Below are 25280 nucleotides of genomic sequence, written 5' to 3'. Positions count from 1 at the left end.
ATTCTAATGCGTGAACACACAGAAAAAGTCCCACTCTGTCTATTGTAGGTAATTAGGGTTCATCAGTTTGATTGGTTACCCAAACTACCAGAAGTGCCCAATCGAGCCGTTTCTGTATTCGTTAATAAAAATTTAAAGATGGATTCACATCTCCTAAGTTTTTAGAGGAAAAAATATGAAAGAGTCGCACCGATATTTATGTCACCCAAACGCGTTTTTAACTACCAATAGATTTACGTTTTTTATCTATATAACCAAACTGGTTTACAGCACATTATGGATTATTCACAAACATGTTTTTTTTGTTATAAAACATACCAAAAGGCATAATTTTCGGATTGTTACCTATCTGTATATTTGTTCGTGGCTTATTGATTACGGAAATCACGAGGGAGAAGAGAAATAGATAAATACCAATTGACAATATTATTATTTAAACAAATGGTTGATTTTTTTTAAGAATTGAATGCAGCAGTATAGATATTTGCTATTATCTGGATTATATTTTGAAAAATAGGTACGCATATATCCATAAAATATAACCAACTGATTGTATATTTGGGATGTCACACGTTGCCATTACACTTGTAATCATCATACCATTAACCCATTTTTAGTACATCACGTCTTTTGAATAGTTCCCAAATGATGCGTTAGCACTATGGCTTAGCTTCAAAAAATAATATTTCGGTAATATACTTAGAGGTAATTTAGGCCCACGTTTTAGGGCTACTTCTTGCTTAAAACACTTTTCATCAATTTGTAACTTCAATTTATATCAAACTAAATTTCCATGATTCAACTTCTACATCATTTTTCTAGGTTAAGGTATTCAAAAACCTTTTGGGGGAAACTAAGTTTTTTCCTCCTCTCTATGTTTACTACTCAAATAACGGTATTTTCTCAAACTTCATTTACAAAAGGAAATATTGTAATCGTGCAAGTGGGAGACGGGGCAGCATCACTAGGTGGTACTGGAACGGCCACATTTTTAAAAGAATACACTACTTCAGGAACAGCCGTTCAGTCTATTTCTTTACCCACTACTGTTATTGGGGTAAATAAACGCCTTGTTTTATCAGGATCCGCTACTTCAGAAGGTGCATTGACGCGTTCTGTTGATTTTAAATACTTAACAGTGGCAGGTTATGATGCTGAAGTCGGAACAGCAAATATTGCTTCCTCAGCTTCAAGTACTATTAATCGAACAATTGCAAGAATAAAATATGATGGTACGATTGATGCTTCTACTGGGCTAACAGATGGGTTTAGTGGAAGTAATATTCGTTCGGTTGTAACAACTAACGGTACAGATTTTTGGGTAGCTGGTACAGCTTCTTCAGCCTCTAATGCAGGCGCACGCTATACTACCTTAGGAGCCACTACCTCAACGCAATTAAGTACCACCGTTACAAACATACGTAATATTGATATTATTAATAATCAACTTTATGTATCTCACTCTTCTGGTGCAGCCAACATTAAAATTGCAACAGTAGGAACAGGTACTCCAACTACGAGTGGACAAACTTTGACTGGCCTTCCAGGCATTCCTACCGCTCTCACTCCTTATGGTTTCTTTTTTGTTGACCTCGATGCTTCAGTTGCTGGACCTGATGTCTTGTACGTTGCTGATGACTCAGGGGGATTGAAGAAATTTTCACTTGTAAGTGGCACTTGGACTGCCAACGGTTCTATTTCAGGAACGTATCGAGGCATAGTAGCAACGGTCAATGCAGGTAGCGTTACATTGTATGCTACTGGTAACTCCACTTTGGTGAGTTTTGTTGATAATTCAGGTTATAACGGCACCCTATCAGGAACAGTGACAACACTCGTTACTGCTCCTAATAATACTGCATTCAGAGGAATCGCCTTCGCGCCATATGACGATGCGGCAGTAGTGGTTCCTAACCTGTCTATCAATGACGTAACAGTTACTGAAGGGAATGTTGGAACGACTACCATGACATTTACGGTGACGCTTTCTTCTCCAGCACCCGCAGGTGGAGTTACTTTTGACATTGCAACCGCCGATAACACCGCTACTGCTGCCAACAATGATTACGTAAGTCAATCGCTAACAGCACAAACCATTGCCGAAGGAGAAACGACTAAAACATTTTCAGTGACAATCAATGGTGATACAGATGGGGAATCGAATGAGACATTCTTTGTCAACATCACAAATGTTACAGGAGCAAATGTAAGTGATGCCCAAGGTCTTGGAACCATAACCAACGATGACGTTAACTGCGCCACGCCAACCTTAATTTCTACCATTCAGGGAACAGGGGCTACCACTTCATTTTCAGGTACGCAAGTTATTCGTGGGATAGTTGTGGGTGATTTTCAAAACACAGGAGGGGTTACTCGCTTAGGTGGTTTCTACGTGCAAGAAGAAGACGCTGATTCTGACGGAAATCCAAACACCGCCGAAGGTATCTTTGTATTCCAAGGCAGCGGAGTCCCAGCAGTAGATGTACAAGTAGGTGATTTGGTATGTGTGTCAGGTACTGTGGCAGAATTTACCTCAGGTACTTCAAGTAGTTTGACTCAATTAACCAATCCCATTATTTCTATCGTAAGCTCAGGCAACCCACTTCCTACGCCTCAAAATGTACAATTACCCATCACTAATGTCGCTGATTGGGAACGGTACGAAGGAATGCGCGTTGTAATAAAAGCAGCATCTGGAAACTTAGCCGTTACTGACCATTTTACTTTGGGGCGTTTTGGGCAACTTACATTATCTTCGGGTGGTGGCAACAATCAACCTGGCACTGATGCCCGCTTAGACCAATATACCCAGTTCAATGCACCGAGTGTATCTGGATATGCTACTCATCAGGAAGAAAATGCAAAGCGTATAATTATCCTAGATGATGGCCAAGGTTCACAAAACCTTGACCCGATTATTTTTGGGAGAGGCGGTAATCCATTGAGTGCTTCAAATACCCTTCGTACGGGCGACGAAGTCGAAGAACTTGCGGGTGTCCTCGACCATCGTTTTGAAGGGTATCGTATCCAAACCTTGACCAGTCCTAACTTTATTGCTACCAATGCTCGCCCTGCAACGCCACCTTCACTAGGGGCTGCAACACTCAAAGTAGGAAGTGCCAATATCCTTAACTATTTCAATGGCAACGGAGCTGGCGGCGGTTTCCCTACTTCTCGTGGTGCTGATAACCTCAATGAATTTAACCGTCAACGGGATAAGATTATCAATGGTATTGTAACAGGCGGTGCTGATGTGGTAGGTTTGATGGAATTGGAAGATGATGGCGACGGCCCCGCTAGTGCCATTCAAGACCTTGTCAACGGACTCAACGCTGCCACGGCCAGTGGTACATACGATTTTGTTCGCTCAGGAGATATTGCAACCGACCAAATTACAGTTGGAATGATTTACAAACCTGCGGCGGTAGAATTGGTTGGTACTTCTGCAGCGATTCCTCTCAATTATGGCACAGGTTCATACCTTTCTGTGGGGCGTAGTTCTTTGGCTCAAACCATTCGTCAAAAATCAAACGGCGCCGTTTTTACGTTGGTTGTCAACCACTTTAAATCAAAAGGCTCAAGCTCGGGTGGAACAGGCGATGCTGATGCCAACGACGGGCAGGGCTTGTCTAATGGCACTCGTACTCGTCAAGCCCAAGATTTACTAGCTTGGTTAGCGACAAAACCAACAAGCACCAACGACCCCGACTATTTACTCATTGGTGACTTTAATGCTTATGCCAAAGAAGAGCCAATGACGACTTTTGCTTCAAGTGGATACAGCAACTTGTTAAATCCTACTTCTTATTCTTATTTGTTTGGGGGTGAATTTGGTTCGCTTGACCACGCTTTGGGTAGTTCTAGTCTAACAAGTCAGGTAACTGGCGCTGAAAAGTGGCACATCAATGCCGACGAACCTACCTCATTAGATTATAACCTTGAATTTAAATCAGTAAACCATCAAACAAGTTTGTACAGTAATGACGTTTTCCGCTCATCGGATCACGACCCAATTCTGATCGGATTGAACCTTTGTGCTGATCCAACGATTACACTTTCGTCAGCAGTAGGTAGTAATGTGCAAACAGTTTGTGCCACAACTGCCATCACACCCATTACCTACGCCATCGGTGGCGGTGGAACGGGTGCGACCGTTTCAGGTCTCCCTGATGGCGTAACAGGAATTTTCAATGCAGGTGTCTTCACCATTAGTGGCAGTCCAACCACTGCCGTGGGTAGTCCGTTCAATTATACCGTAACTACTTCGGGCGGTTGTTCTCCAGCTGTCACAGCCACAGGAACCATTACCGTCGATCCAGTTCATACGTTGACACTTACTTCGGCCACGGCTACTTCTAATCAAACACTTTGTATTGATAATGGCATCACAGCCATTACGTACTCAATTGGTGGAGGAGCAACCAATGCCACCGTTTCTGGCCTACCAACAGGAGTCACTGGCGCTGTTACAGCAGGTGTGTTAACCATTAATGGTACACCATCTGTTAGTGGCACTTTTAGCTACACTATTGTAACATCAGGAAATAGTTGTAATACAGCAAGTGGCTCGGGCACCATCGTTGTTAACCCTAATCACGTTATTAACCTTACCTCCGTTCCTACAACTACCACTCAAACTGTCTGTGTAAATACGCCAATTACTGACATTACCTACGGATTTGATGGTGGAGCAACGGGAGCAACCGTAAATGGTTTACCAAACGGAGTGACAGCAAACGTTGTTGGCAAAGTCCTAACAATTACTGGAACACCCACACAAAGTGGTAGTTTTAACTACACTATCATTACAACGGGAAACAATTGTATAACAGCTAGTGCAACTGGCTCTATGACAATTTCTCCAGCACATACATTGACACTTACTTCGGCCGCGGCTACTGAAAACCAAACCGTTTGTATCAATACCCCTATGGTACCCATTACTTATACGTTAGGCGGAGGTGCTACAAACGCTACCGTAACTGGTTTACCTGACGGCATTACAAGCTTGCTCAGTGGAAACGTACTTACCATTAGTGGAACACCTACCAACAGCGGTAGCTCAAATTATAGCATCGTGACCACGGGCAATAGCTGTGCCGTGGCCAATGGCGCAGGTACGATTAAAGTAAATACCAAACCTTCCGTGGCTATTTCTTACGTGGGCATTCCGTTGGAAGAAGGTAAAACACTCGAACTTTGCGACGCTGACAGTAATCCAGTTAACAGTTTGCAGTTTTCAGTTTCCACATCTTGCGTTTCGGGTTCAACATTTTGGCGCGTTCAGGCGGGCAACGGAGCTTGGAGCGATTGGTCAACAACAGCTCCTACGTCTCAACCATCCAACAACCAACCCTACCGCTACCAAGCGGCGTGCTCAGACGTGACTTGTACAACGACCGTGACAGGAACCTACACCTTGACCATAAATTACCGCGCTGCTGTTCCACAAAATGTGTCTTTGCTAGTCGATGGAGTAACTGTGGCCGCAGGTGAGACAAAAGAAGTCTGTAGTTCGCCAGCCAATACTTTGACTTTTAACGCTACTTGCGGTGCGGGCGAAATCCTTCTTTATTCAGTAGATGGTGGCGAATACAGTGCAGGAATCCCCCAAGCATTAATCGACAATCAGTTTCATAACTACCGCGTCCGTTGCCGCCAAGCTGGTGGAACTGGTTCTTGCGTAGAAAGCGAATCGGGAGTAATGCGCTTAAAATTAGTGACCATCCCAGCCACTCCTACAGCATCATTATCTGCTACAGGAAGTTGTAATTCTTCAGCAAGTTTCAGTGGTCAGTCAACTTGTGGTAGCTTAAAAACCATTTGGTACAATGCCACTACAAACATCGCATTGCCTAACTTACCTACCACAGTTCCTACCGAAACTACCTCTTATTATGCCCGTTGTCAAACCGAAAACGGCTGTGTCAGCGAGAAAAGTAACGTAGTCACCTTTACAGTTTCGCCTACTCAGGTTGCCCCTGTAGTGACTGCGTCTCAGCAGATTGTGTGTATGGGAACTTCCGTAACTATAACAGCCAATTGCCCAGCGGGAAGCACCACTTCTTGGAACACAGGCATAAATACGCCAAGCTTTGAAGTAGCCTTTAACAATGTAACCAAACAAACCTACTGGGCGAAATGTATCTTTGAAGGAGGCTGTCAAAGCGCCGAAAGTGCACGAATCGACGTTTACTGGAATGCTTTTGCGGTGACACTCATCAACATTGGTGAATCAAAATCGGCCGTTAAAACCAACGACCGTTCGGCATGGACGAGCCAGTTTATCACCCGAGACGGCGGTCCAGAATTAGAACAGAGTACGCAGCAAAACCCGACTTTGTATTTTGTGGAGAATGCCAACAAAATCGCGCCCCGCTACTGGACCATCAATGTGGAAGCTTGTGGTTTGGGCACAGATGGTTCGTTGACGTTTGATATGTTAGCAACTCCCGAAATGGGCGTGGTTCGTTCGTTTAACACCCACGAAAACAACGCCCCTTATTTCATGTACGCCAACCGCGAGGGCTGGACCGAACTTTATGCCCAAAACCATCCTGCCTATGGATTTTACCAAGACAACGGTAGCGGACAAAACGTGTATGACGCTGGTTTGCCAAAAGGATTGTATAAGTTAGGTATTCGCTATTGGGATATGAAAGGCTGGGGAAGTATTTACCCCGCTACGCGTAAGGCCCAAGGCAACGTGCTTGCTTACCAAGAATATTGGTTCCGTATCCAATCGAAAGATGGTGTAGGTATTGGAGCAGCTAGGGCAGCAGAGAACGGGCAACAGATAAGCGATAACGGGACTTTCGCAACAGTGATGCCTAATCCAATTTCAAACGTTCTTCGCTTAAAAGTACAAAATAGCAAAGGTCAATCGGTGCAAACCAGCTTAACAGACGTTACAGGCCGTGAAGTGTTAAGTCGCTCGTTTGTGGCTGAAACTCACGCTCACTTGGAAGAGATGGAAACAAAAGGGCTCGAAACGGGCGTTTATCTTTTGAAAGTTTCTACTTCGGACAAGCACACTACGCTTAAAGTAGTGAAGCTACCGTAAAACAGAATTGTGTATCAACAAAAAAGCCCCGACTGCAAGGTCGGGGCTTTTTTGTTGCCTTGACTAAATCTACAATTGCTTTACTACTTATCCCACACAGCAGTCACTCGTCGCTTTTGGGAATAAACCAGCACAAAGATTCCCATCAAAATAGCAGGTAAACTGAGCCATTGCCCCATATTTACAATCATCTCATTTTCAAAATCTTCCTGTGGATTTTTAAGAAATTCAACCATAAAACGAAAGCCAAAAAGCAACATCAAAAACAACCCTAAAATGGTTCCTTCTGGCAATGCTTGCCTTTTTTGTTTCCATAAATAAAAAGTCAATGCGAATAAAAATAGGCAGAAAAAGGCTTCGTAGAGTTGGGTAGGATGGCGGGGAACGAGGGGCAATAAACGAAAGTCAGTTTCGTGGACAAAAACAAATCCCCAAGGCATGTCGGTAGGTTTGCCATAAATTTCGGAATTGAACAAATTTCCAGTTCGAATCAACGCCCCTCCTAACGCAACCGCAATGACAATCCGATCAGCCAACCATAAAAATGAAGGGTTACCTGCCTTCCGACTGTAAAGAATCAAGGCCAAAATAATGGAGATAATAGCCCCGTGGCTGGCCAAGCCGAAGAAAGGCAGGCTCACCAACGACAACAACCATTCCTTGGGTTGGGAAAAAAGAAGCTCCCATTCGTAGAATAAATAATGCCCCAAACGAGCACCGATGACGGTAGCAACTGCTACATAAATCAACAAAGAATCGGCTTTGGAGGCGTCCACTTTTTCGGTTTGAAAAATGAAGGTAATCAGCGATTTTCCTACCAAAAAGCTAAAAGCAAACAACAAACTATACCAATGAATCGGTAAAGTCTTTCCCAAAAAGTCAATAGTGATGAGGTCGGGATAAATATCCCAAATGATATATGCCAACATGTGAAAAAGGGTTATGAGTTTAACAACCAGAAGTAATGCCCATCAGAAAACAACTTACGCAAAAGTGGAGCAAAGGCCGCTGGACTCTTTGGTACCAAAGCACTGGTGCAGGACGGGGTTGGATGAGTCGCGAAAGCTCCGCAGCACTCCACTCCGACTGGTCGTTTACCTGCGTTTTGTAAGACTCCCACAGTGGTTTTAATTCATCTAAATTCATGGCCATTGGTTTTTAAAATTCGTTCGAGTTTTGCTTTAATTCGATTGATTCTGGTACTGACATTGGTGCGACTCAAGGTCAAAATACTTGCGATTTCGTCGTAGCTATATTCTTCCAAATAAAGCGTAATGATGGCCTTATCCAAATCGGAAAGTTGCTCAATAGCTAAGTAAAGTTCCTGGGTGGCTTGCGTTAGTTCGAGCGAATTGGTTGCCTCCGAAATCTGATACACATCGTCCGAATAAGGCTCGTTTTTTGGGCGCGACTTATCCTTTCGCAGCTTCGTAAAGATGGTATTAAGCGCAATTCGATATATCCAAGTGGATTCTTTGGACTGATGTTTAAACGAAGGAAATGACTTCCAAAGCTGAAGAACGATTTCCTGAAACATGTCTTTTCGGTCTTCGCTTTGGGAAAAATAAAGGCTGCAAAGGCTATGAATTAGCTTTTGCTGGGTAGTTATTAGCCGTAAAAATTCTTCCTGCAACGAAACTTTTGCCACAACAATAAAGGCTTAATGTGTTTTGAAGTATTAGTTGCAGGAAGGGCTATAAAAGTCACACTTTATCAAAAATATAGTGCGTTAATTCTAATTTTTCGGTTCGAGCAGCCCCATTCCTTCCATCCACGCTTGGCAGCCGTCGGGCCAATGTTTGACTGAGCCTTTTTGTTTTTTGCCCAGTCCAAAGCCATGCCCGCCGTTTTCATATACCAAAATAGAAGCAGGAATTTTAAGCTTTCTTAGGGAATCGTAGTACATCAAACTGTTTTCTACGGGTACACCTTTGTCGTCGGTGGCATGTACCAAAAGCGTAGGCGGTGTTTTTTCGGTCACTTGCTTTTCGCTAGAGTAATAGTCCATTTGTTCGGCAGACGGGTTTTTACCCAACAACAACTCAAACGAACCTGCGTGTTTGAAAGGCCCCGAACTAATCACGGGATAAATCAAAATCGAAAAGTTAGGCTTGCAAATTTCGGCGTTGGGGAGGTTTTTCAGCCCTGTCATAGAAGGCGCTGATTGCCAATGCGTGCTTACCGTGGATGCCAAATGCCCTCCTGCTGAGAAGCCCATGATGCCAATACGATTGGGGTCTATTTTGTATTTGGTGGCATTGCTACGCACCAACTGCATGGCTTTGAGCGCATCTTGGAGCGCGACTTCGTGTTTGTTGGCCCAAAGGGCATCGTCAGGCAAACGGTATTTTAACACAAACGCCGTTACCCCAAAACTATTAAACCACTGCGCCACATCCACACCCTCGTGGCCAGAAGCTTCAATGCGATAACCACCCCCTGGGCAAATTACCACAGCTGCACCCGTCGGCTTTTCGGGCATATAGACCGACAGCGTAGGTAGCACAATGTTACTAATGCGCAGAACTCCGTCATTTCCGACTTCGATTTTTTCCTGAATGCTACGATTTTTTAGGTCATTGGGAATTTGTCCATCGGGCCAAAGAGGAATGACGGTTTGAGAACGCGACATAGTACAACTGAAAAAGAGAGCTATAAGACCAAAAACAAAACGCAAAGATAAGGCGGATTTCATGGGGTTTGTGTTTTTTTCATTCGAGTTTAACATTGCTCTAAGTTTATTTTGGTACGATTTCTACTCATGTGTAACAAATATCACGCTTTTAGGCTGTTTTCTTCCTGACCTTTGTGCCATACATTCACAATCTCAACCATTACAAAGCCATGTTTAGCTTTTTTAAAACCAAGAAAAATTACGAAAACGTAAACGCCGCTACGTTCAAACAATTACTATCAGAAACACCTAACGCCGTAATTATCGACGTAAGAACAGCCGCTGAAGTTCGTTCAGAAGCCATGAAAGGGGCGGTGAACATCGACCTTATGAGAATGGATTTTCAACAAAATATTGCTAAATTGGACAAAAGCAAAACGTATTTTGTTTATTGTCGCAGTGGCAATCGCAGCGGTCAAGCTTGCCAATTGATGGGTAATATGGGCTTTGAAAAGGTCTATAACCTCTCGGGCGGCATGATGAGTTGGCCTTATTAGGGAAGTTGGCAAAAGGCAAGGAGCAAATTTGCAAGGGGCAAAAAGTTCAAATACACATTTTTAACAAAAAACAATCAAATGCCTGCAATACTTAAAAATTGGGATATAATGCGGATGTTACGCATGGGCATGGGGCTTTGGCTCATTTACTCGGCCTTTGCCGACCACCAGCCGTTGTTGGGTCTTATGGGGGGATTGTTTGCCCTCCAAGCGGCATTAAATGTCGGTTGTTGTGGCGCAAACGGGTGTGCTTCACCCAATTACCGTCAATCAAAAACTCCACTTCACGAAGAAACCGTTTATGAAGAAATTAAGTAACCTCAACTGGGCATGGATTGGCGCGGGCATTGGCGCTGTGGGCGGCTATTTGTATTGGAAAGAAATTGGCTGTGTCACTGGCACATGCCCTATCAAATCTCAGTGGCAAACCATGGTACCTTATGGTACATTGCTGGGCTACTTAGGGGCTGATTTAGTACAGTCTTTATTGAAACCCAAAGCGTCGTAAATTTATTATTTTCAGATTAGTTTTTATACGAAACAGCCCGTCGGCAATGCTGACGGGCTGTTTTTTCTTCTTACTCAACGTTATGAAAACTATCTTTTAATAATCGGATGCTCGTTGGGGTTGTGAGCAACCCCAACACACAATTGAGCAACTCCGATGCACAATTACTTCTTAATCTTACGCGTGGTAAATGGTACGCAAAGTTGATCTGAGCAGCAGTTGGTACCCGCTTGGATGATGATTGGGCAACATCCTCCCGTTGGACATCCGCCGTTGGTGGCAGTGTAGGTGTAATTTCCTACGGCATCCAACAATACCACGTGCTGACCCGCCAAAGTCGTCAATTCTTGACCATCTTTGAACCATCTCACGCCCGTGTAGTTGGTTCCAATGCTCACTTCTACTTTGCTTCCGCTACACAATGGAATTGGCACTGTAAAACACTGACGGTCTAAATCGTCCTCTGCGTCTTGGTTATTGCCTGGGGTTGAATCCACATCTTTTTCACCTGCCGACGTAATCTCGGCCTTGTTGAAGTACAAACCAGGTTGCAGTACTTTCACGCGGTAAGTCAGCGTGACGGTATCTCCGTTGGCTGCAATATTTCCAATTGACCAGTTTATGATGTTGCCCGTCAGGGTAGCTGACCCTCGACTTGCCGCAAAACTATTGGCCACAAATTGCACCGCCGTTGGTAAAGTATCTGTTACCGCTACGTTGGTGGCAGCATTGCCCGACTGGTTATAAACTTTGATGGTATAAGTTAGCTCCTCGCCCACTTGAGCGATTTTCTTACTAATCAACTTTTTCAGTGCCAAGTCAATTTCTACCAAGCAGTTTTGAGCCGTCACCGTTACAGGAATTCGTTCACTTACTTCTCCTGCACACGTTCCGTTGGTACTACGGGCTTGTACATAAAACGTAACCGTTCCTGTGACATTTCCTGCGGGTTTGAAGCTCGTCGTACCAACCGCTACTGGCGCACCTCCCGAAGGTAATGTAAACCAGTCAATCGTAGCTTGACCAATCACCGTGGCACGAAGCGTTGGGAAAGTATCGTTCAAACAAGCCGTTACACTTGACACTAAAACGGCTGGATTAGACGGCACACAACCACAATTTGGCTGTGCATAAGTAGTGGTAGCAGAACAGCTAGAGGCGCTAAACGAGGCTGTTACTGTTTGGTTGCCTGCTCCCGTTAAACCTGTCAAAGAGAACGACATTGGACTTGAAAACGGTGCGTTGAAAGTCAACGTTTTACCTGCTGCTACGATGGTCAGCGTACCTGTGGTGGGGGCACTCACAAAATTAACTACTCCATTCAATGTATAACTACCCGTGGTTGTATTACACAACGTTCCTTCTACGGATACGTTAATGGCACATTGTTGGGTTGTTGAACAATTCTGCGGTGCTTTGTACGTGGCAGTAGCGCTACAAATCGACGTCGCCGAGAAGCTTACTTTCACTTGATGCTGCGCTCCGTCACTTACTAACCCTGCAAGGCTGTAGGTTTGGCTGGCACTAAATGGTGCAGTAAAGACTTGACTCTTACCTCCTACTGTCACGGTCATTGTACCCGTTGCAGGGGCGTTTGCAACCGTAATGATTCCGCTTACGGAATAGGTATTCGATGCGGGAATACAGTTTCCAGGAATAGCTGTCACCGAAACCCCACATTCATTGGTACGGCAGTTGGCAGGTGCCGTATAGGTGGCAGAGCCTACACAACTTCCATCGGCGCTAAATTTCACTGTTACCAAGTGACCCGACCCATCGCTCATCAAATTTTTGATGTTGTATGCCTGAGGACTGGTAAATGGTGCGTTAAACACTTGGCTTTGTCCATCTACCGTTACTGTCATTGTACCTGTCGTTGGGGCATTTGTAAAGCTTACGCTACCATTCAACTCATACAGACCTGTGGTTGGATTACAAGCCGCTGGCACTGCTGTGAGGGTAGTAGTACATGGGTTGGTTTTACAATTGGCTGGCGCCGAATACGTCAACGATGATTTACAAGCTCCATCTGCCGAGAATGCGGCGGTAACAACCTGCGCCTGACCGTCGGATGGCAGTCCTGACAATGTGTAATTAATCGGACTTGTAAATGGTGCGCTAAACACCTGCTCAACACCTCCTACGCTTACAGTCAATGTTCCCGACGTTGGTGGATTACTCAAGGTAAGTTTTCCTGTCAGCGTGTAAGTACCCGTTGCTGGAATACAGCTTCCAGGCGTTGCGGTCATACTCATCGTACAAGCTACTGGCTCTTGTACACAGGTTGGCACCACTACTTGTACGGTATCTGTACAGGTTTGTCCACCGCTTGTTATCGAGTAAATAAATTTATACGTTCCAACCGCAGTCATTCCTGATACGGCATTTCCTGAAATAGTTGCAACGGCAGGATTAGAGGCCATTACACTCCAAACGCCGCCCGTCGTAACTGGGGCTAAGGTCGCAGTTGTTGGAGAAACTCCACCGCTACCACACACCAATGTTTGGTCATTTCCTGCATTCGGTTTAGTACAAACCGCACAAGGCTGAACAATCACTGCTACCGTGTCTTTGCAACCTGCCGTAGTGGTGTAAATAAACTGATACGTCCCTGCAACCGTCATGCCTGAAACGCTGTTACCCGAAATCGTCGCTGCCACAGGCGTTGTGCCCAATTGTGCCCACGTTCCACCCGCTGGACTTGGCGACAAGGTCGTGCTCGTCGTCAACGTGTTTGTCGTTGGGTTCGCACAAGCTAATGTTTGGTCTTGACCTGCGTTTGGTTTTGGATTAACTGTCACTACTACTTGAGCCGTGTCTTTGCAACCCGCCGCGTTTTGCGCTACCAAGATGTAAGTCGTTGTACCCGTTGGTTTCACCGACGATGGCGTAGTCACTACCGTGCCATTGGCTGTGCCGACTGTCCACACTTGACCTTGGTAAGTGTTATAATTCACAATCTTAGAAATCAAGTCCACCGACTCACCTGCGCATATCGTCGCGCTGCCGTCTGCTATCACTGGCTTGGCTTTCACTTCCACCTGCGCCGTGTCCGTACACGTTTGTCCGCCAGATGTTACCGAATATACAAATTTGTAAATACCCGCCGCTGACAAGCCCGTGATGTTACCACTTGCGTCGATGCTCGCAGACGATGGGTTGGCTGGACTACCAATCGGTGCCCATGTACCGCCCGATGTTACTGCCGTCAATTTCGACGTACTCGTTGGCTGACATACCGCCGCCGCGTCAGGGCCCGCGTTTGGTTTTACACAACCTGCGCAAGGCTGAACAATCACCGCTACGGTATCTTTGCAACCTGCCGTGGTCGTGTAAATAAACTGGTACGTACCTGCAACCGTCATGCCTGAAACGCTGTTACCCGAAATCGTCGCTGCCACTGGCGTTGTGCCCAATTGTGCCCACGTTCCACCCGCTGGACTTGGCGACAAGGTCGTGCTCGTCGTCAACGTGTTTGTCGTTGGGTTCGCACAAGCCAATGTCTGGTCTTGACCTGCGTTTGGTTTTGGATTAACTGTCACTACTACTTGCGCAGTGTCTTTGCAACCTGCCGCGTTTTGCGCTACCAAGACGTAAGTCGTTGTACCCGTTGGTTTCACCGACGATGGCGTAGTCACTACTGTGCCATTGGCTGTGCCGACTGTCCACACTTGGCCTTGGTAAGTGTTATAATTCACAATCTTAGAAATCAAGTCCACCGATTCACCTGCGCATATCGTCGCGCTGCCGTCGGCAATCACTGGCTTGGCTTTCACTTCCACCTGCGCCGTGTCCGTACACGTTTGTCCGCCAGATGTTACCGAATATACAAATTTGTAAATACCCGCCGCTGACAAGCCCGTGATGTTACCACTTGCGTCGATGCTCGCAGCTGATGGGTTGGCTGGGCTGCCAATCGGTGCCCACATACCGCCCGATGTTACTGCCGTCAATTTCGACGTACTCGTTGGCTGACATACCGCCGCCGCGTCAGGGCCTGCGTTTGGTTTTACACAACCTGCGCAAGGCTGAACAATCACCGCTACGGTGTCTTTGCAACCTGCCGTGGTCGTATAAATAAACTGATACGTCCCTGCCACCGTCATGCCTGAAACGCTGTTACCCGAAATCGTCGCTGCCACTGGCGTTGTGCCCAATTGTGCCCACGTTCCACCCCCTGGACTTGGCGACAAGGTCGTGCTAGTTGTCAACGTGTTTGTCGTTGGGTTCGCACAAGCCAACGTCTGGTCTTGACCCGCGTTTGGTTTTGGATTGACTGTGATTGAATGACTAGCACTTGCTGAACAGCTTGTTGTTGCGTCCGTATAGCTATAACTAAAGGTAAGGCTTGCGATATTAAACCCTGGGTTCAACGTCAGCGTACTTCCGTTTTGAGTAGCTGCACCCGCAGGGAAACCTTGAGGAAGCGTAAACGTGCCACCCGCTGGCGAGCCCGTAAAGTTCACTGGCAGACCCGTTTCGCAAACCGTCGTTGGCCCAGAGATTGTTACCACTGGACGCGCTTTTACCGTAATCTCAGCACTGTCTTTTTGCGTACAGCCTGCTGTAGTTTGGGTGTAATAAATGTAGAACGTTTTTGGTGCTGTCGCTGCCAATTGGGTCAATGCCGTGGTCGTATTCACCGTTGCCTCCGTTCCTGTATCTGTCACTCCAGGCCCTGTCCAAGTACCATTTGTACCCGATGGATCTGGATAGGTGACTTCGGCTCCCACACAAACACTTGCTGCTGCAAAGTTGACAGGCGTAGGTTTGGGATTAACTATTAATTGTACAAAAGCCGTATCCGAACAGGTTGTGTTGCCTGTTGTATTGACAATCACTGCAAAATACTTGGTACCAGTGATGGTGAGCGCCGTACCTGATGGCGTAAAGCTAGCATTCGTTTGACCCGAAATGGCCGTTCCAAATGCCCCCGTAGTATCAGTCAAAGGCCCGAACCATTTGTATTCTACGCCCGTACTTGGCGTTGCCGCATAAGCCGAAGCCGTTGCTCCCGAGCAAATGGTTTGGGTTTTAGGGCTTACCGCTGCGACTGGTTTGACGCAACAAACGGCCGCCGTAATTTGTAAAGTATCCTTACATCCATTCAATGTATAAACAAAGCTATAGCTTTTTCCTTGGGCATCGGCGTTGGTAATCGTCACTAAGCCTGCGTTGCTCACGGACATTCCCGCTGGGTTGGATGCCAAGGCCGCCCACGTACCGTTGGCAGGAGTTCCTGTTAATTGAATAGTGGCGGGGAGGCTACCATTGCTACACGCCAAAGTTTGATCTGGCCCTGCGTTTGGTTTGATATTGATGGTATCTTTATCCGACTCCGTAGCGGCACCAAGGCTACTAAAGGCCGTGAATGTGCCACTTCCTGCGGGGTCTTCTTTGGCTTCGTACAAATCAAATTGATCTTGTGCTTCTACGATAAACTTATCGCCTGTATAATTGGCAGGCACTTGAATTTTCACCTTAAATACCCAATCAGGGAAATCGCAGTTGACATCATTTTGCCCCAAAGCCGAACAAGGCTTGCGCGCTGTATTAACAGCATCGCCTTCGTCCAAAATATTTGACGTATTGCGGCCTCCATCAGCCCCACCTTGGTCAGTAACGGTTTGGATAGTCAGACCTACTGGTGGATTAAATGGATCAAATGCCGTTCCACCGTTCAACAACGGCGACGTGATACGCATGTTACGCGCTTCAAAACGGCGTTTTGGCAACGTAATCGTGATACCTCCGACGTTGGCTGTGCCTGGGTTTTGAGCGGCATCTTCATCGATGAGTAAGCGGGCAATCAAATCAGCCTCTACAAACTCGCCAGGTTTCACACAGTCGTTGGTAATTTCTACGTCCATGTTCACCCCTGCGGTAAATAACAAGTCGGCGTTTCCTGCCTTAACAGTATCAGTCCCACACAATGCTTTGGCAAAACCACAAATCAAAAATACATCGCCAGGGTTGTACGGAGTGTTTGTCATGGTCGCAGTAAATAACCACGACTCAAGGGGTTGCATGATACCATCGTTGTTGACATCCCCGCTCTTGGTCACAGTCAGCACGTTAGGTGCGCCTACGCTTCCTTTGAAAAGTTTATACGTTCCTTCAAAAGTTACATTCGATAGAGGCGTTGAACCATTATTAACCACACCGAATGTAACCGAAACAATGTCGTTTTGCGTACGAATGCTCTGAGGCGCAAGGATGATACCCACTGCCATTTTAGCGGTTGCGCACAAATTGCCCGCTTTTACCACTGCGGGGTCAGCATCGTCTTCGTCGCTCAAGGCACTGACTTCGCTAGGATTTCCTGTGCCATTTCCGTAAATACTATCATCGCTTGGGCTCCGTTCTTTCCCGCCCGCGTCGTTGGCAGGATTATCGTCTGGCGTGCTATCAATATCTGTTCCGCCCGTAGCCGCACTGATTTCAGAACGGTTGATTAAATCTCCTGTAGCTGTATTTTCTACCGTTAAGCTAATTGACAAAGTAGTATCACGACCTGCTTTCAAGAGCGGCAAGGGTGTCACAAGTGTTGCTTTTCCTGCCGTTGCCGTCCATTGAGTGCTGGTTGGCAAGCTCATTCCTGTCGGGATGTAATCCGTAATTTGAATATTGGTCGCATCTACCGTACCTTGGTTAAAGACGCGGATATTGTAGTTTACAGTTGCCCCTAAAGTCACTACCGAATCTTGTCCTGCGGCCAACGTCTTGCGCAATGCTAAGTCAAATATTGGACTAGCAACCACTTTCAAACATGCTTCTGCAATGTCTTCATTGCCCGTCATGACCATGATTGTTCCATTGCTTACTTCACCAATCATGGCATTCATTGGAATTGTATTACAGTAATCGCCCGCCGTTGCGCTGGTTACAGGTACTGTAATGGTACACGTCCCTGGGGCAATCGTTGAGCCCGAGGTCAACCCTACTTCGTTGGTGCTGCTAAAAGTGCTGATAGTCGCACACGTTCCCGTAGCCACCCCTGCCAATACTACCCCCGCTGGCAATTCGTCCTTGAAATCTTGTCCAAGCGTAATAGGCGTACTGTTTCGGTTTTCGATGGTGATGGTCAGGGTACTATTTTGGTTGGTTTGTACCATTGCAGGAGCAAACGCTTTTTTCAATAAAGGCGCAGCGATGTACGAGTTTTTAAACTCAATACAGGCTTCGGTGGTATCGATTGTGCTACAAGAGCTGGTTTGGAGCGCTCCTGGTACTAATTTATTACAATAAATCCCTTCCGCTGGCACAATCACATCTACCTGAATCTGAGTAAGACCTGGCGGAAGCGAAGTACCGTTTGGAATAAAAATCACGTTACTTCCCGCAGCCGCAATGACAGGCGTTGCGTTGTTGACGCTTACGTTTGGATTGGAAGCAACAGTCATCTGCGCTGGGCTACTTGGAAGGTTATCCACGAACGTCGAAGTCAACGTAATTGGCGTTGTTTCGTTGTTATTAATCTTGAGTGTCAAACGAACGGGTGTTCCTGGCTTGGCCGACGACGGGCTAAACTCCTTGGTAATAGTTGGCACGTTTGGCCCTGTGACAGTGATGGTAGCACAATCGTCGTCATCTTCGTTCAGGGCTGGAGCATTACCTGGCGTTGAATCGGGGTCGTTCAGCGGGAAAGCTGTATTTACCCACGCACAGTTGGTAAACGACCCTGCTTTTGTCGCCTTGGTTGTAATGGTCAGCGTCACCGACGCATTGGCCGCCAAGCTTGGTACAATCCACCCACCAATAGGGTTATAGGTCGTTCCAGAAGCTGGGTTACTGCCCAACACCAACAGTTCGAGTGGCATATTATCCACTACCTGAATGTTAGTAGCGGTCATTGTTCCCTCATTGGTCAGGGTCAAAGTCCAAACAAAGTCTGAGCTTACGGGACACGTCACCCCGTTGGTCGGGTTCACCGTTTTGGTCAACTTTAAGTCAATAAATGTTGGGCTTTTACAAACCTCGTAGGTCGCTAAATCATCTTCGCTTGTGTTATTGTTATTGGGCGTAGAATTGGGGTCAGCTTGATCTGACGACAGTACTTGTACCACCATTTTCTTACATCCACAATCGGTTTCGGCAAGGGTGACAGGAAAATCTTGGTAGCAATCGTTAGAAGCATTGAAAACCCGCACCGTGTAAAGTTGGTTGCCATTTGGGTTAGGCAAACTACTAAAAGTAAAAGCGCCCCCCGTCAAGGTTTGTGCCGCAGCATACGCCGTTCCCGAATAGGTTCCACCTAGAGAAATTCCCACTTTATCTCCATTTGTCACGCTTGTTATCGCAATATTCGCATTACTGTTTGAGCTTGTTCCCGTACAGGTAGCTGGCGTTGGCGTCAAGGTAGCGGTGGGTTTTGTACACACGCCCGATGGGCAGCTTGTTGGATTGAGCACAACCTGTAAATCGGTGGTACAACCTCCTGAGTTAAACACCCGAACCGTATAGGTGGTTGCCGAAGCGGGGTTAGGCAAGGCACTGGCAATGACGCCACCTGCTGGAATCGCCGTGGCAGTAGCGTACGTCTGAGACCCCGTATAAGTAGTACCAATGACGTAATCGTACTTATCCGTTGCGCCAAAATTCGACAAAGTTATTTTACCGTCGTTGTTGGGACTGGTGGCGCCACAAGTTGCGGGCGTAATGGCAGCTACTGGCACTGGGCCACCACCGCCGCATGTTCCATTCAAACAAATATCATCATAACCAATGACAGGGCCAACTTTGACTGACCCCCAACTTCCATTTTCAATTAGTCGATTAACCAAACCAAACACAACCGTCCAAGTTACCTCGGCCGAACCATCTGAAATAAAATCAGCGGTATTTGGGAATGAAAACGTAAAAGGTGTTCCATTAACATTGGAAGCCGCTACATTTTGGGTTTGGTTATAAACCAGCACTCCATTTCGATACACACCAACACCTTGCTTTTCGTAAGGAATGGATGTACCGTTATATTGCTTTTGAATAAGCTTAACCGAAAAGCTGGTTAACGTACCTGACTTTCCTGCGGGCAATTTGTACTCCACATAGATATTACCGCCGATTTCAGGTTTAAAAACGGTGTCTTTGGGCTTCCACCCTTCCGAAACTGCGTATTGATTCGTACCTGGCCGCCAATATCCCGACAAACAAAGTGCATTGGCGAAGTCGTTGGTGTTACTAAATCCTTTCGAGCCAAGTAGCGCCTGGCCACACCCACTGTTTGAGTTGGGGCAAAAGGTATTTTTATTTTGGGCAAGAATAGGTACAGTTTGCTTGTACAACCAGCCTTTGGTAGAAGGCACAGCGCCGTTACATTGGGCTGTCCCAGAGTTAAAATCCCATTTGGCGAGTACCGAAGGAGCAGAACTATTGCATTGTGCCTGAACCTGCGTGGAAATCATCCCACACATGATTCCTAGGACTACGATGAGCGTAAAAAACTGTTTCATCCGATGGTTGAGTTTCAGAAATATGTTGTGAGCGATTAGTTTACTTTTAAGGTGAAAGTCAGTGTTGTATTTCCCACTGCTAGGCTTGGCACCGTCCATTGTTTTGTTGTGCCATTATATGTTCCCGAAGCGGGAGACACCGTTAGCAACGAGGCCGCAGGCTCTGGAATAGGCACCGATACGATTACATTGGTTGCGGTGGCTGGACCCGCATTGGTCAGCGTAACAGTGTAGGTAAGCTGCTCTCCTTGTGCGCCAGTTTGAGATATTGGCGTGGCAACGGCTACACTCAAATTGGCTTGAGGTACCGCCGCCGTAATGGTTACATTAACCGCCGTAGTAGCAACTCCAGCCCCCGAATAGCAGTTTGAGGCTGCATCAAAAAAGGCCGCATATACCGTTCCTGAAGTGGTGTATGCTGTTGGATTCGCAATCTTGTTGGCCGTGGTTGCAGGCGTGCCAGTATGCCATGTGAGCGTCGTACTTGCAGGTAAATTAGAGGCAGTAATGGTTGAAAGATTGACCGAACCTGAGCCAGAAATTGAAGTGCTGTTTAACGTAGGAGAATTTTGTCCCGCTACACAACTAAAATAAGTACAGGGATCGGTCGGTGCAAACACGACTAGCTTGGCCAACGAATGATATAGGTTGGCAAAAAACTTATCGGTATTACTTGTTATTGTACTTCCAGTCGTTAGCCCACCTAATTCGGTAATCAAGTCAACGTCCGCCAAATAAATATCATTGGTAGTTTTGTCAATAACCCCTGTTGTTCTTTTAGTGGGGCTGGCATTATCTTGTACAATCACGCAAGCAGAAGCTGGAATGGCTGAGTATGAGCCAGTATATCCACCTCCTTGGTTGAACCCTACCACACTACCAAACGGACCACTGATAACAGATTCTCCCAATGTAGTTAGGGCGTTGGGGTTAGTATTACCTGATACCCCTGTATATCCCGACACAAATACGCCTGCATAGTTCTGGAAGGCTAAAATCACGTTGCTTTTAGAGGCTGCATTCCAGTTATTAAGTTCTGTTTTTTCGGCCGCAGTGTAAGCACCTGTTGCTCCACCTGCGTCGGTATTGTCAATCCCCAAATCCACAATTTGGCAACCCGCTGCTTCGAGCCCTGTTTTGGTAAAGGCCACCGTAAAGGGGACTAATTTAAAGGTAAAAGTAGAAGTACCTGTAAGGCTAAAGTTGGCAGCACTGAGCAGTTTAGTAGCAGCGTCTGTGCGTTGCGCCCCTCCAATACCATAGTCTTTTCCTGTTCTATAGCATACTGTAATCGTTCGCTTCAATGGTGGAATTTCGCGGTATTTGACTTCACCTACGCCAGGATTTGAACTTGCCAGTACATTTTTAGGCACATCGACAATCCCGTTGACATCCGCATAAGTATCGGCTGTTTCTGAGCCACTGTCCAAACCATTTAAGCCTGGTACTCCGTTGAAGGTTAGCCCTGACTCTACTTTATCTAAATCTAAATCTCCGTCTGAGTCGGTATCCAAAAAATCTTCGCAACCATCAGTGTCGGTATCTAGCGGGGTCAATCCACCCAAATACGCGGAGTTTACACCATTGTTGGTTGTATAAGTAGCCGCGTTATCCGCATTTGAGGCAACGTAAGTAAGGGTAGGCTGAGCTTCTACGTTATCAGGAATCCCGTCATTGTCAGAATCTAAATCAAGGCTATTGGCAATGCCATCTCCGTCAAAATCACACACACCTTGAACGGCGGTATTGACAAACAGCTCATTGATCCAAGGCGTAGAACGAGACGTTCCAGAAACCCCTAACAAACGATATGACTTGTAAGCAGTTATATTGGCGGCAAAAGGAAATGTTTCAGCATCATCACAAGTACCATAAATACAAGCAGCAGTAGTCGCCGTGCGCGTCGAAGAAACAATGTCTGTCCAGTTAGTACCATCATTACTTCCTTGCACTTTTATCACCGCTCCATTGGAGAAAAGATACGCTCCCACTGCCAACTCCATTCCTTTTAACAAGGTAGGCTTCACAAAGTCAACTCGAACGTAGGTTTTCCCTGCCACCGCTTGAGCTGTTCCCGTATAATAAAATGAATTATTGGCGATATTTCCATCCAATAACACGCTAATACTTCCTGTAACTGCGGCGTCCGTTGACACTTGTAACTTGGCTTTATTGGTGAGGTTCGTATTATAATTCACCGCTCCACAATACGCGTCTTCGACCGTATCCAAGATACCGTCGTTGTCATCGTCCAAATCCACTTTATTTCCAATGCCATCGCCGTCGGTATCCACAAAAGGTACGACGCCTGGATCAACGATCGTTTCGGTGATGTCACAGGTAATTGTTGTATTGGTAATTATCAAGGAAACATTGCCTGCTCCCACCGAACCTGGTTGAAGCTTAAAGTTTGTCGTTGTCCCGTACGTACCTGTCGTTGGTGTCACCGAACCACTCGAAACAGCTACTGAATACGTACCAGTACCTCCTTGAGGGTTGAGTTTAAAGGTAATTTCATCATCCGCAGTTGTACTGGTATTTGCTCCGTAGGTACAACTAATATCCGACAAACCTGCCGTTAAAACAGGGCTTCCAAAGTAAAGCTCATTGGTCCAGCTATTGGCTGTTGTACTTGAAAGACCATAAATACGATATTGCAAATAGGGAGTTGTATTTCCCGTAATTGGGAATTTCCGGGAGTTACCCGATGCCCCATAGGCAGGAGCAGTTGCGGTTGATGAAAACGTTTGCGTCCCCGTCAAATCTGTCCAGTTTGATCCATCATTACTTCCTTCAACCCGATACGTTGCACCGTTGGTGAGAGGTGTATTAGCAACAATTTCAATTCCATTCAAAATCGCCGCCGAGGGAAATACAAATTTATATACCTCTTTGTTGGCTATGGCCTGACTCGCTTGGAACCAAAAACCGTTGGTCGCGGCATCCCCATCCCTGAGTGCAGCGAGGTTTCCTCCACCAGTATTTAACCCCGAAGTGATGGTAATACCCGTTTTATTGGCCGCTAAGTTCCAATCTTTGTAGCAATCAGGATTCGCCACCATCGGAGCAGCTTTTTTGGGGGAAGAATTGGCAAAGGATACCAATGGCCAGCCCACCAACATCCCCAAACACGCCACCAGCATTACCTGTATGACATATAAGAATCCTTTGTAGCTGTTTTTGAGTAAAACATGGGTTCTCATAACATTTATTTGAATTAATATGGTTTATAATACGCTTCTTTTACAGTGTCAGATAAGGTGAATTAATCGGCTATTAGGTCTTTTTTGTAATGCTTGTTGTTTTGCTTGGCGATACGCTGTTTGTTCTCCTCGAAATTTTCGGAGCAACGCCAGCTGCTCCTCTACGGGAGCCATCAGGCGCGGCGGTTCGTCGTATTTGATGGCACTTTGGAGACTTAATGCTTCTTTCCAAGCCGCCTCGTTAAAGGGCTGAGTCTTGTCCATATTATCAATCCAACCTGCCAATTCGTAGCGCATCATGTTCATAATGTCATAGGTTTCATTGATGCTCTTAAACTCGGCGGTCGCCTGCTTTGTCGCTCCCTGTTGTTCATATTGCTGCATCAACTGGCTCAGTTCCATGCCGTACTGGTTGGCATCTTGGAGCCGCTGCTGCTGCACAGCCTGCATCCCGAGGCAATACAAACGCAGGGTTTGGTAATAATTTGCCACCAATGAATGCTGACTCGGGCGCTGCGAATCTTTGAGAAGCGTTTCGAGATGTGCCACTGCTTTTTGCCATTCTCCAAAACGAATATGAACCCAGGCGGGCAAAACTTTACCTTCATAGTGCAGCATCATCGCAGCACCTTCGTTGATAGGTTGCGTTTCGAGTACCACATTGGCAAGTGAAGTCGCCGTTTCGAGCGCTGCTTTTTCATCTCCTGCCTCGGCTTGGGCTACCGCTAAAAAATGCAGGTTATGTACGTAATTTTGATTAGCCGAAAAGGGAATCTTTTCTGATATATGGTAGTCAGTTTCTTGATTTTTTGCTTTGACGTAAGCGCTTATTGCTTTTTCATAATTCCCCTTCAAATAGTATAAATGCCCTGGCATGTGCGTAATGTGCGGGGCATTAGGAGCTATTTTCACCATTCGTTCGGCGACAGGAATAGCTTTCGCAAATTCTTGACGCAGCTCCATAACATGAATATAGTAGTGCATCAATGCCACGTTTTCAGGAAACCGACGCAACGATTTTTCGAGCAATTGAGTCGCTTCTTGTTGACTCTCCTCTTTTTCGTGTTGACGTAGCATAATCGACGCCCACGCAATCGCTTCAGGTTCGTCGGGGTAGGTTTGGTATAGTTTTCTAAAAACTTGCAGCGTTGTTTCGGTTAATCCTTGTTTGACAAGTGTAGAAGCCGCATTGATAAAATCTTTTTCTATGGGAGACACCACCCCAGAAAGCGCTGTTGCTTTGTCAATAGCTTCTTGCCAAAGGCTTTTATCATCTCCCCCAAAACCTGGCTGGCAAAGGGCAATACCCCAATATCCCATGGCGCAATCAGGGTCATTTTCAAGCACTTGCTGAAACGCTCGATACGCTTCTAGGTGCCAAAAACCGTGTAAATGATTGAGCCCTTGGTCAAACCATCGTTGGGCTTCTTTGCTTTTGGTCGTAATTACTAAATGGCTATTTCCTATTGCCGTTCTAAAGACTGGTTTTGTTATGTTTTTCAGTACATTTTTTGAAGCACCACCTCCAACACACAACGGAATACTATTTTCAACTAAAAGAATATCCTTTTTTGCCGTTTCGGTCTTTTTTTGGCAAGCCCCAAACCCTCCTAAGATAACGCAGGACAGAATATTTGTAACCAAAAACGACTTTAAGTGGCATTTACGAAGTTGAAGGACAATATTAACAGAGGTATATACTATCATTGGATTGGCACAACATTGAGGATAGGTTTATTATGTTTGCCAAAATCAATAAACGTGCCAAAATAATATCCACAACACCCAAATAATATTCCACATTATTCTTTTTTCTTTTTTCATGCACAACAAGCAAGGCAAAAATGCCTCATATAATACAAAAAAGTATATACCAAAATTTC

General features: G+C 45.9%; 11 protein-coding genes. 5 read left to right on the top strand and 6 right to left on the bottom strand.

From position 1 onward, the window contains the following. Positions 1 to 874: 874 nt before the first annotated feature. Complete coding sequence (locus DTQ70_RS02530) at positions 875 to 7063, top strand: ExeM/NucH family extracellular endonuclease (RefSeq protein WP_164489823.1); 6189 nt, start codon at positions 875 to 877, stop codon at positions 7061 to 7063. An 83-nt stretch (positions 7064 to 7146) separates the two neighbouring features. Here DTQ70_RS02530 and lgt read toward each other — a convergent pair whose 3' ends face one another. Beyond that, positions 7147 to 7992: a prolipoprotein diacylglyceryl transferase gene (gene lgt, locus DTQ70_RS02525; protein ID WP_122929351.1), complete on the bottom strand. Its 846-nt coding sequence runs from the start codon at positions 7990 to 7992 to the stop codon at positions 7147 to 7149. 35 nt (positions 7993 to 8027) lie between these two features. Between lgt and DTQ70_RS30560 the strand changes: the two genes are divergently transcribed. After that, a complete protein-coding gene (locus DTQ70_RS30560; protein WP_164489822.1) occupies positions 8028 to 8174 on the top strand; it encodes a hypothetical protein in 147 nt (48 codons plus the stop codon). 21 nt (positions 8175 to 8195) lie between these two features. Here the strand turns inward: DTQ70_RS30560 and DTQ70_RS02515 are convergent, their stop codons facing one another. Continuing rightward, complete coding sequence (locus DTQ70_RS02515) at positions 8196 to 8711, bottom strand: RNA polymerase sigma factor (protein ID WP_164489821.1); 516 nt, start codon at positions 8709 to 8711, stop codon at positions 8196 to 8198. Between the two features lie 87 nt (positions 8712 to 8798). Continuing rightward, a complete protein-coding gene (locus tag DTQ70_RS02510) occupies positions 8799 to 9758 on the bottom strand; it encodes an alpha/beta hydrolase (protein ID WP_122934242.1) in 960 nt (319 codons plus the stop codon). A 149-nt stretch (positions 9759 to 9907) separates the two neighbouring features. Between DTQ70_RS02510 and DTQ70_RS02505 the strand changes: the two genes are divergently transcribed. The 3 genes from DTQ70_RS02505 (at position 9908) to DTQ70_RS02495 (ending at position 10742) form a co-directional block, all read left to right on the top strand. Next, positions 9908 to 10234, top strand: a complete 327-nt coding sequence (locus DTQ70_RS02505) for a rhodanese-like domain-containing protein (RefSeq protein ID WP_122929348.1) — start codon at positions 9908 to 9910, stop codon at positions 10232 to 10234. Between the two features lie 78 nt (positions 10235 to 10312). Next, entirely contained in the window at positions 10313 to 10552 is a 240-nt protein-coding gene (locus DTQ70_RS02500; protein WP_122929347.1) for a hypothetical protein, read from the top strand. After that, a complete protein-coding gene (locus DTQ70_RS02495; protein ID WP_122929346.1) occupies positions 10536 to 10742 on the top strand; it encodes a DUF6132 family protein in 207 nt (68 codons plus the stop codon). The genes DTQ70_RS02500 and DTQ70_RS02495 overlap by 17 nt, the downstream gene beginning before the upstream one ends. Before the next feature lie 164 nt (positions 10743 to 10906). Here DTQ70_RS02495 and DTQ70_RS02490 read toward each other — a convergent pair whose 3' ends face one another. Genes DTQ70_RS02490 through DTQ70_RS02480 form a run of 3 tightly spaced genes read right to left on the bottom strand, consistent with a single transcriptional unit; the run spans position 10907 to position 25104 of the window. Beyond that, positions 10907 to 20194, bottom strand: coding sequence for a DUF11 domain-containing protein (locus tag DTQ70_RS02490; protein WP_164489820.1), 9288 nt, complete (start codon positions 20192 to 20194; stop codon positions 10907 to 10909). A gap of 35 nt (positions 20195 to 20229) precedes the next feature. Further along, positions 20230 to 23397, bottom strand: coding sequence for a DUF11 domain-containing protein (locus DTQ70_RS02485; RefSeq protein WP_164489819.1), 3168 nt, complete (start codon positions 23395 to 23397; stop codon positions 20230 to 20232). Between the two features lie 48 nt (positions 23398 to 23445). Beyond that, positions 23446 to 25104 carry a lipopolysaccharide assembly protein LapB gene (locus DTQ70_RS02480; protein WP_164489818.1) on the bottom strand — a complete coding sequence of 553 codons (1659 nt, stop codon included), beginning with the start codon at positions 25102 to 25104 and terminating at the stop codon, positions 23446 to 23448. Positions 25105 to 25280: the final 176 nt, after the last annotated feature.

Source organism: Runella sp. SP2 (assembly GCF_003711225.1).
In the GTDB taxonomy this organism is placed as follows: Bacteria; Bacteroidota; Bacteroidia; order Cytophagales; family Spirosomataceae; genus Runella.
Note: the sequence above shows the minus strand (reverse complement) of the source record. Positions and strands in the feature narration are given on the sequence as shown.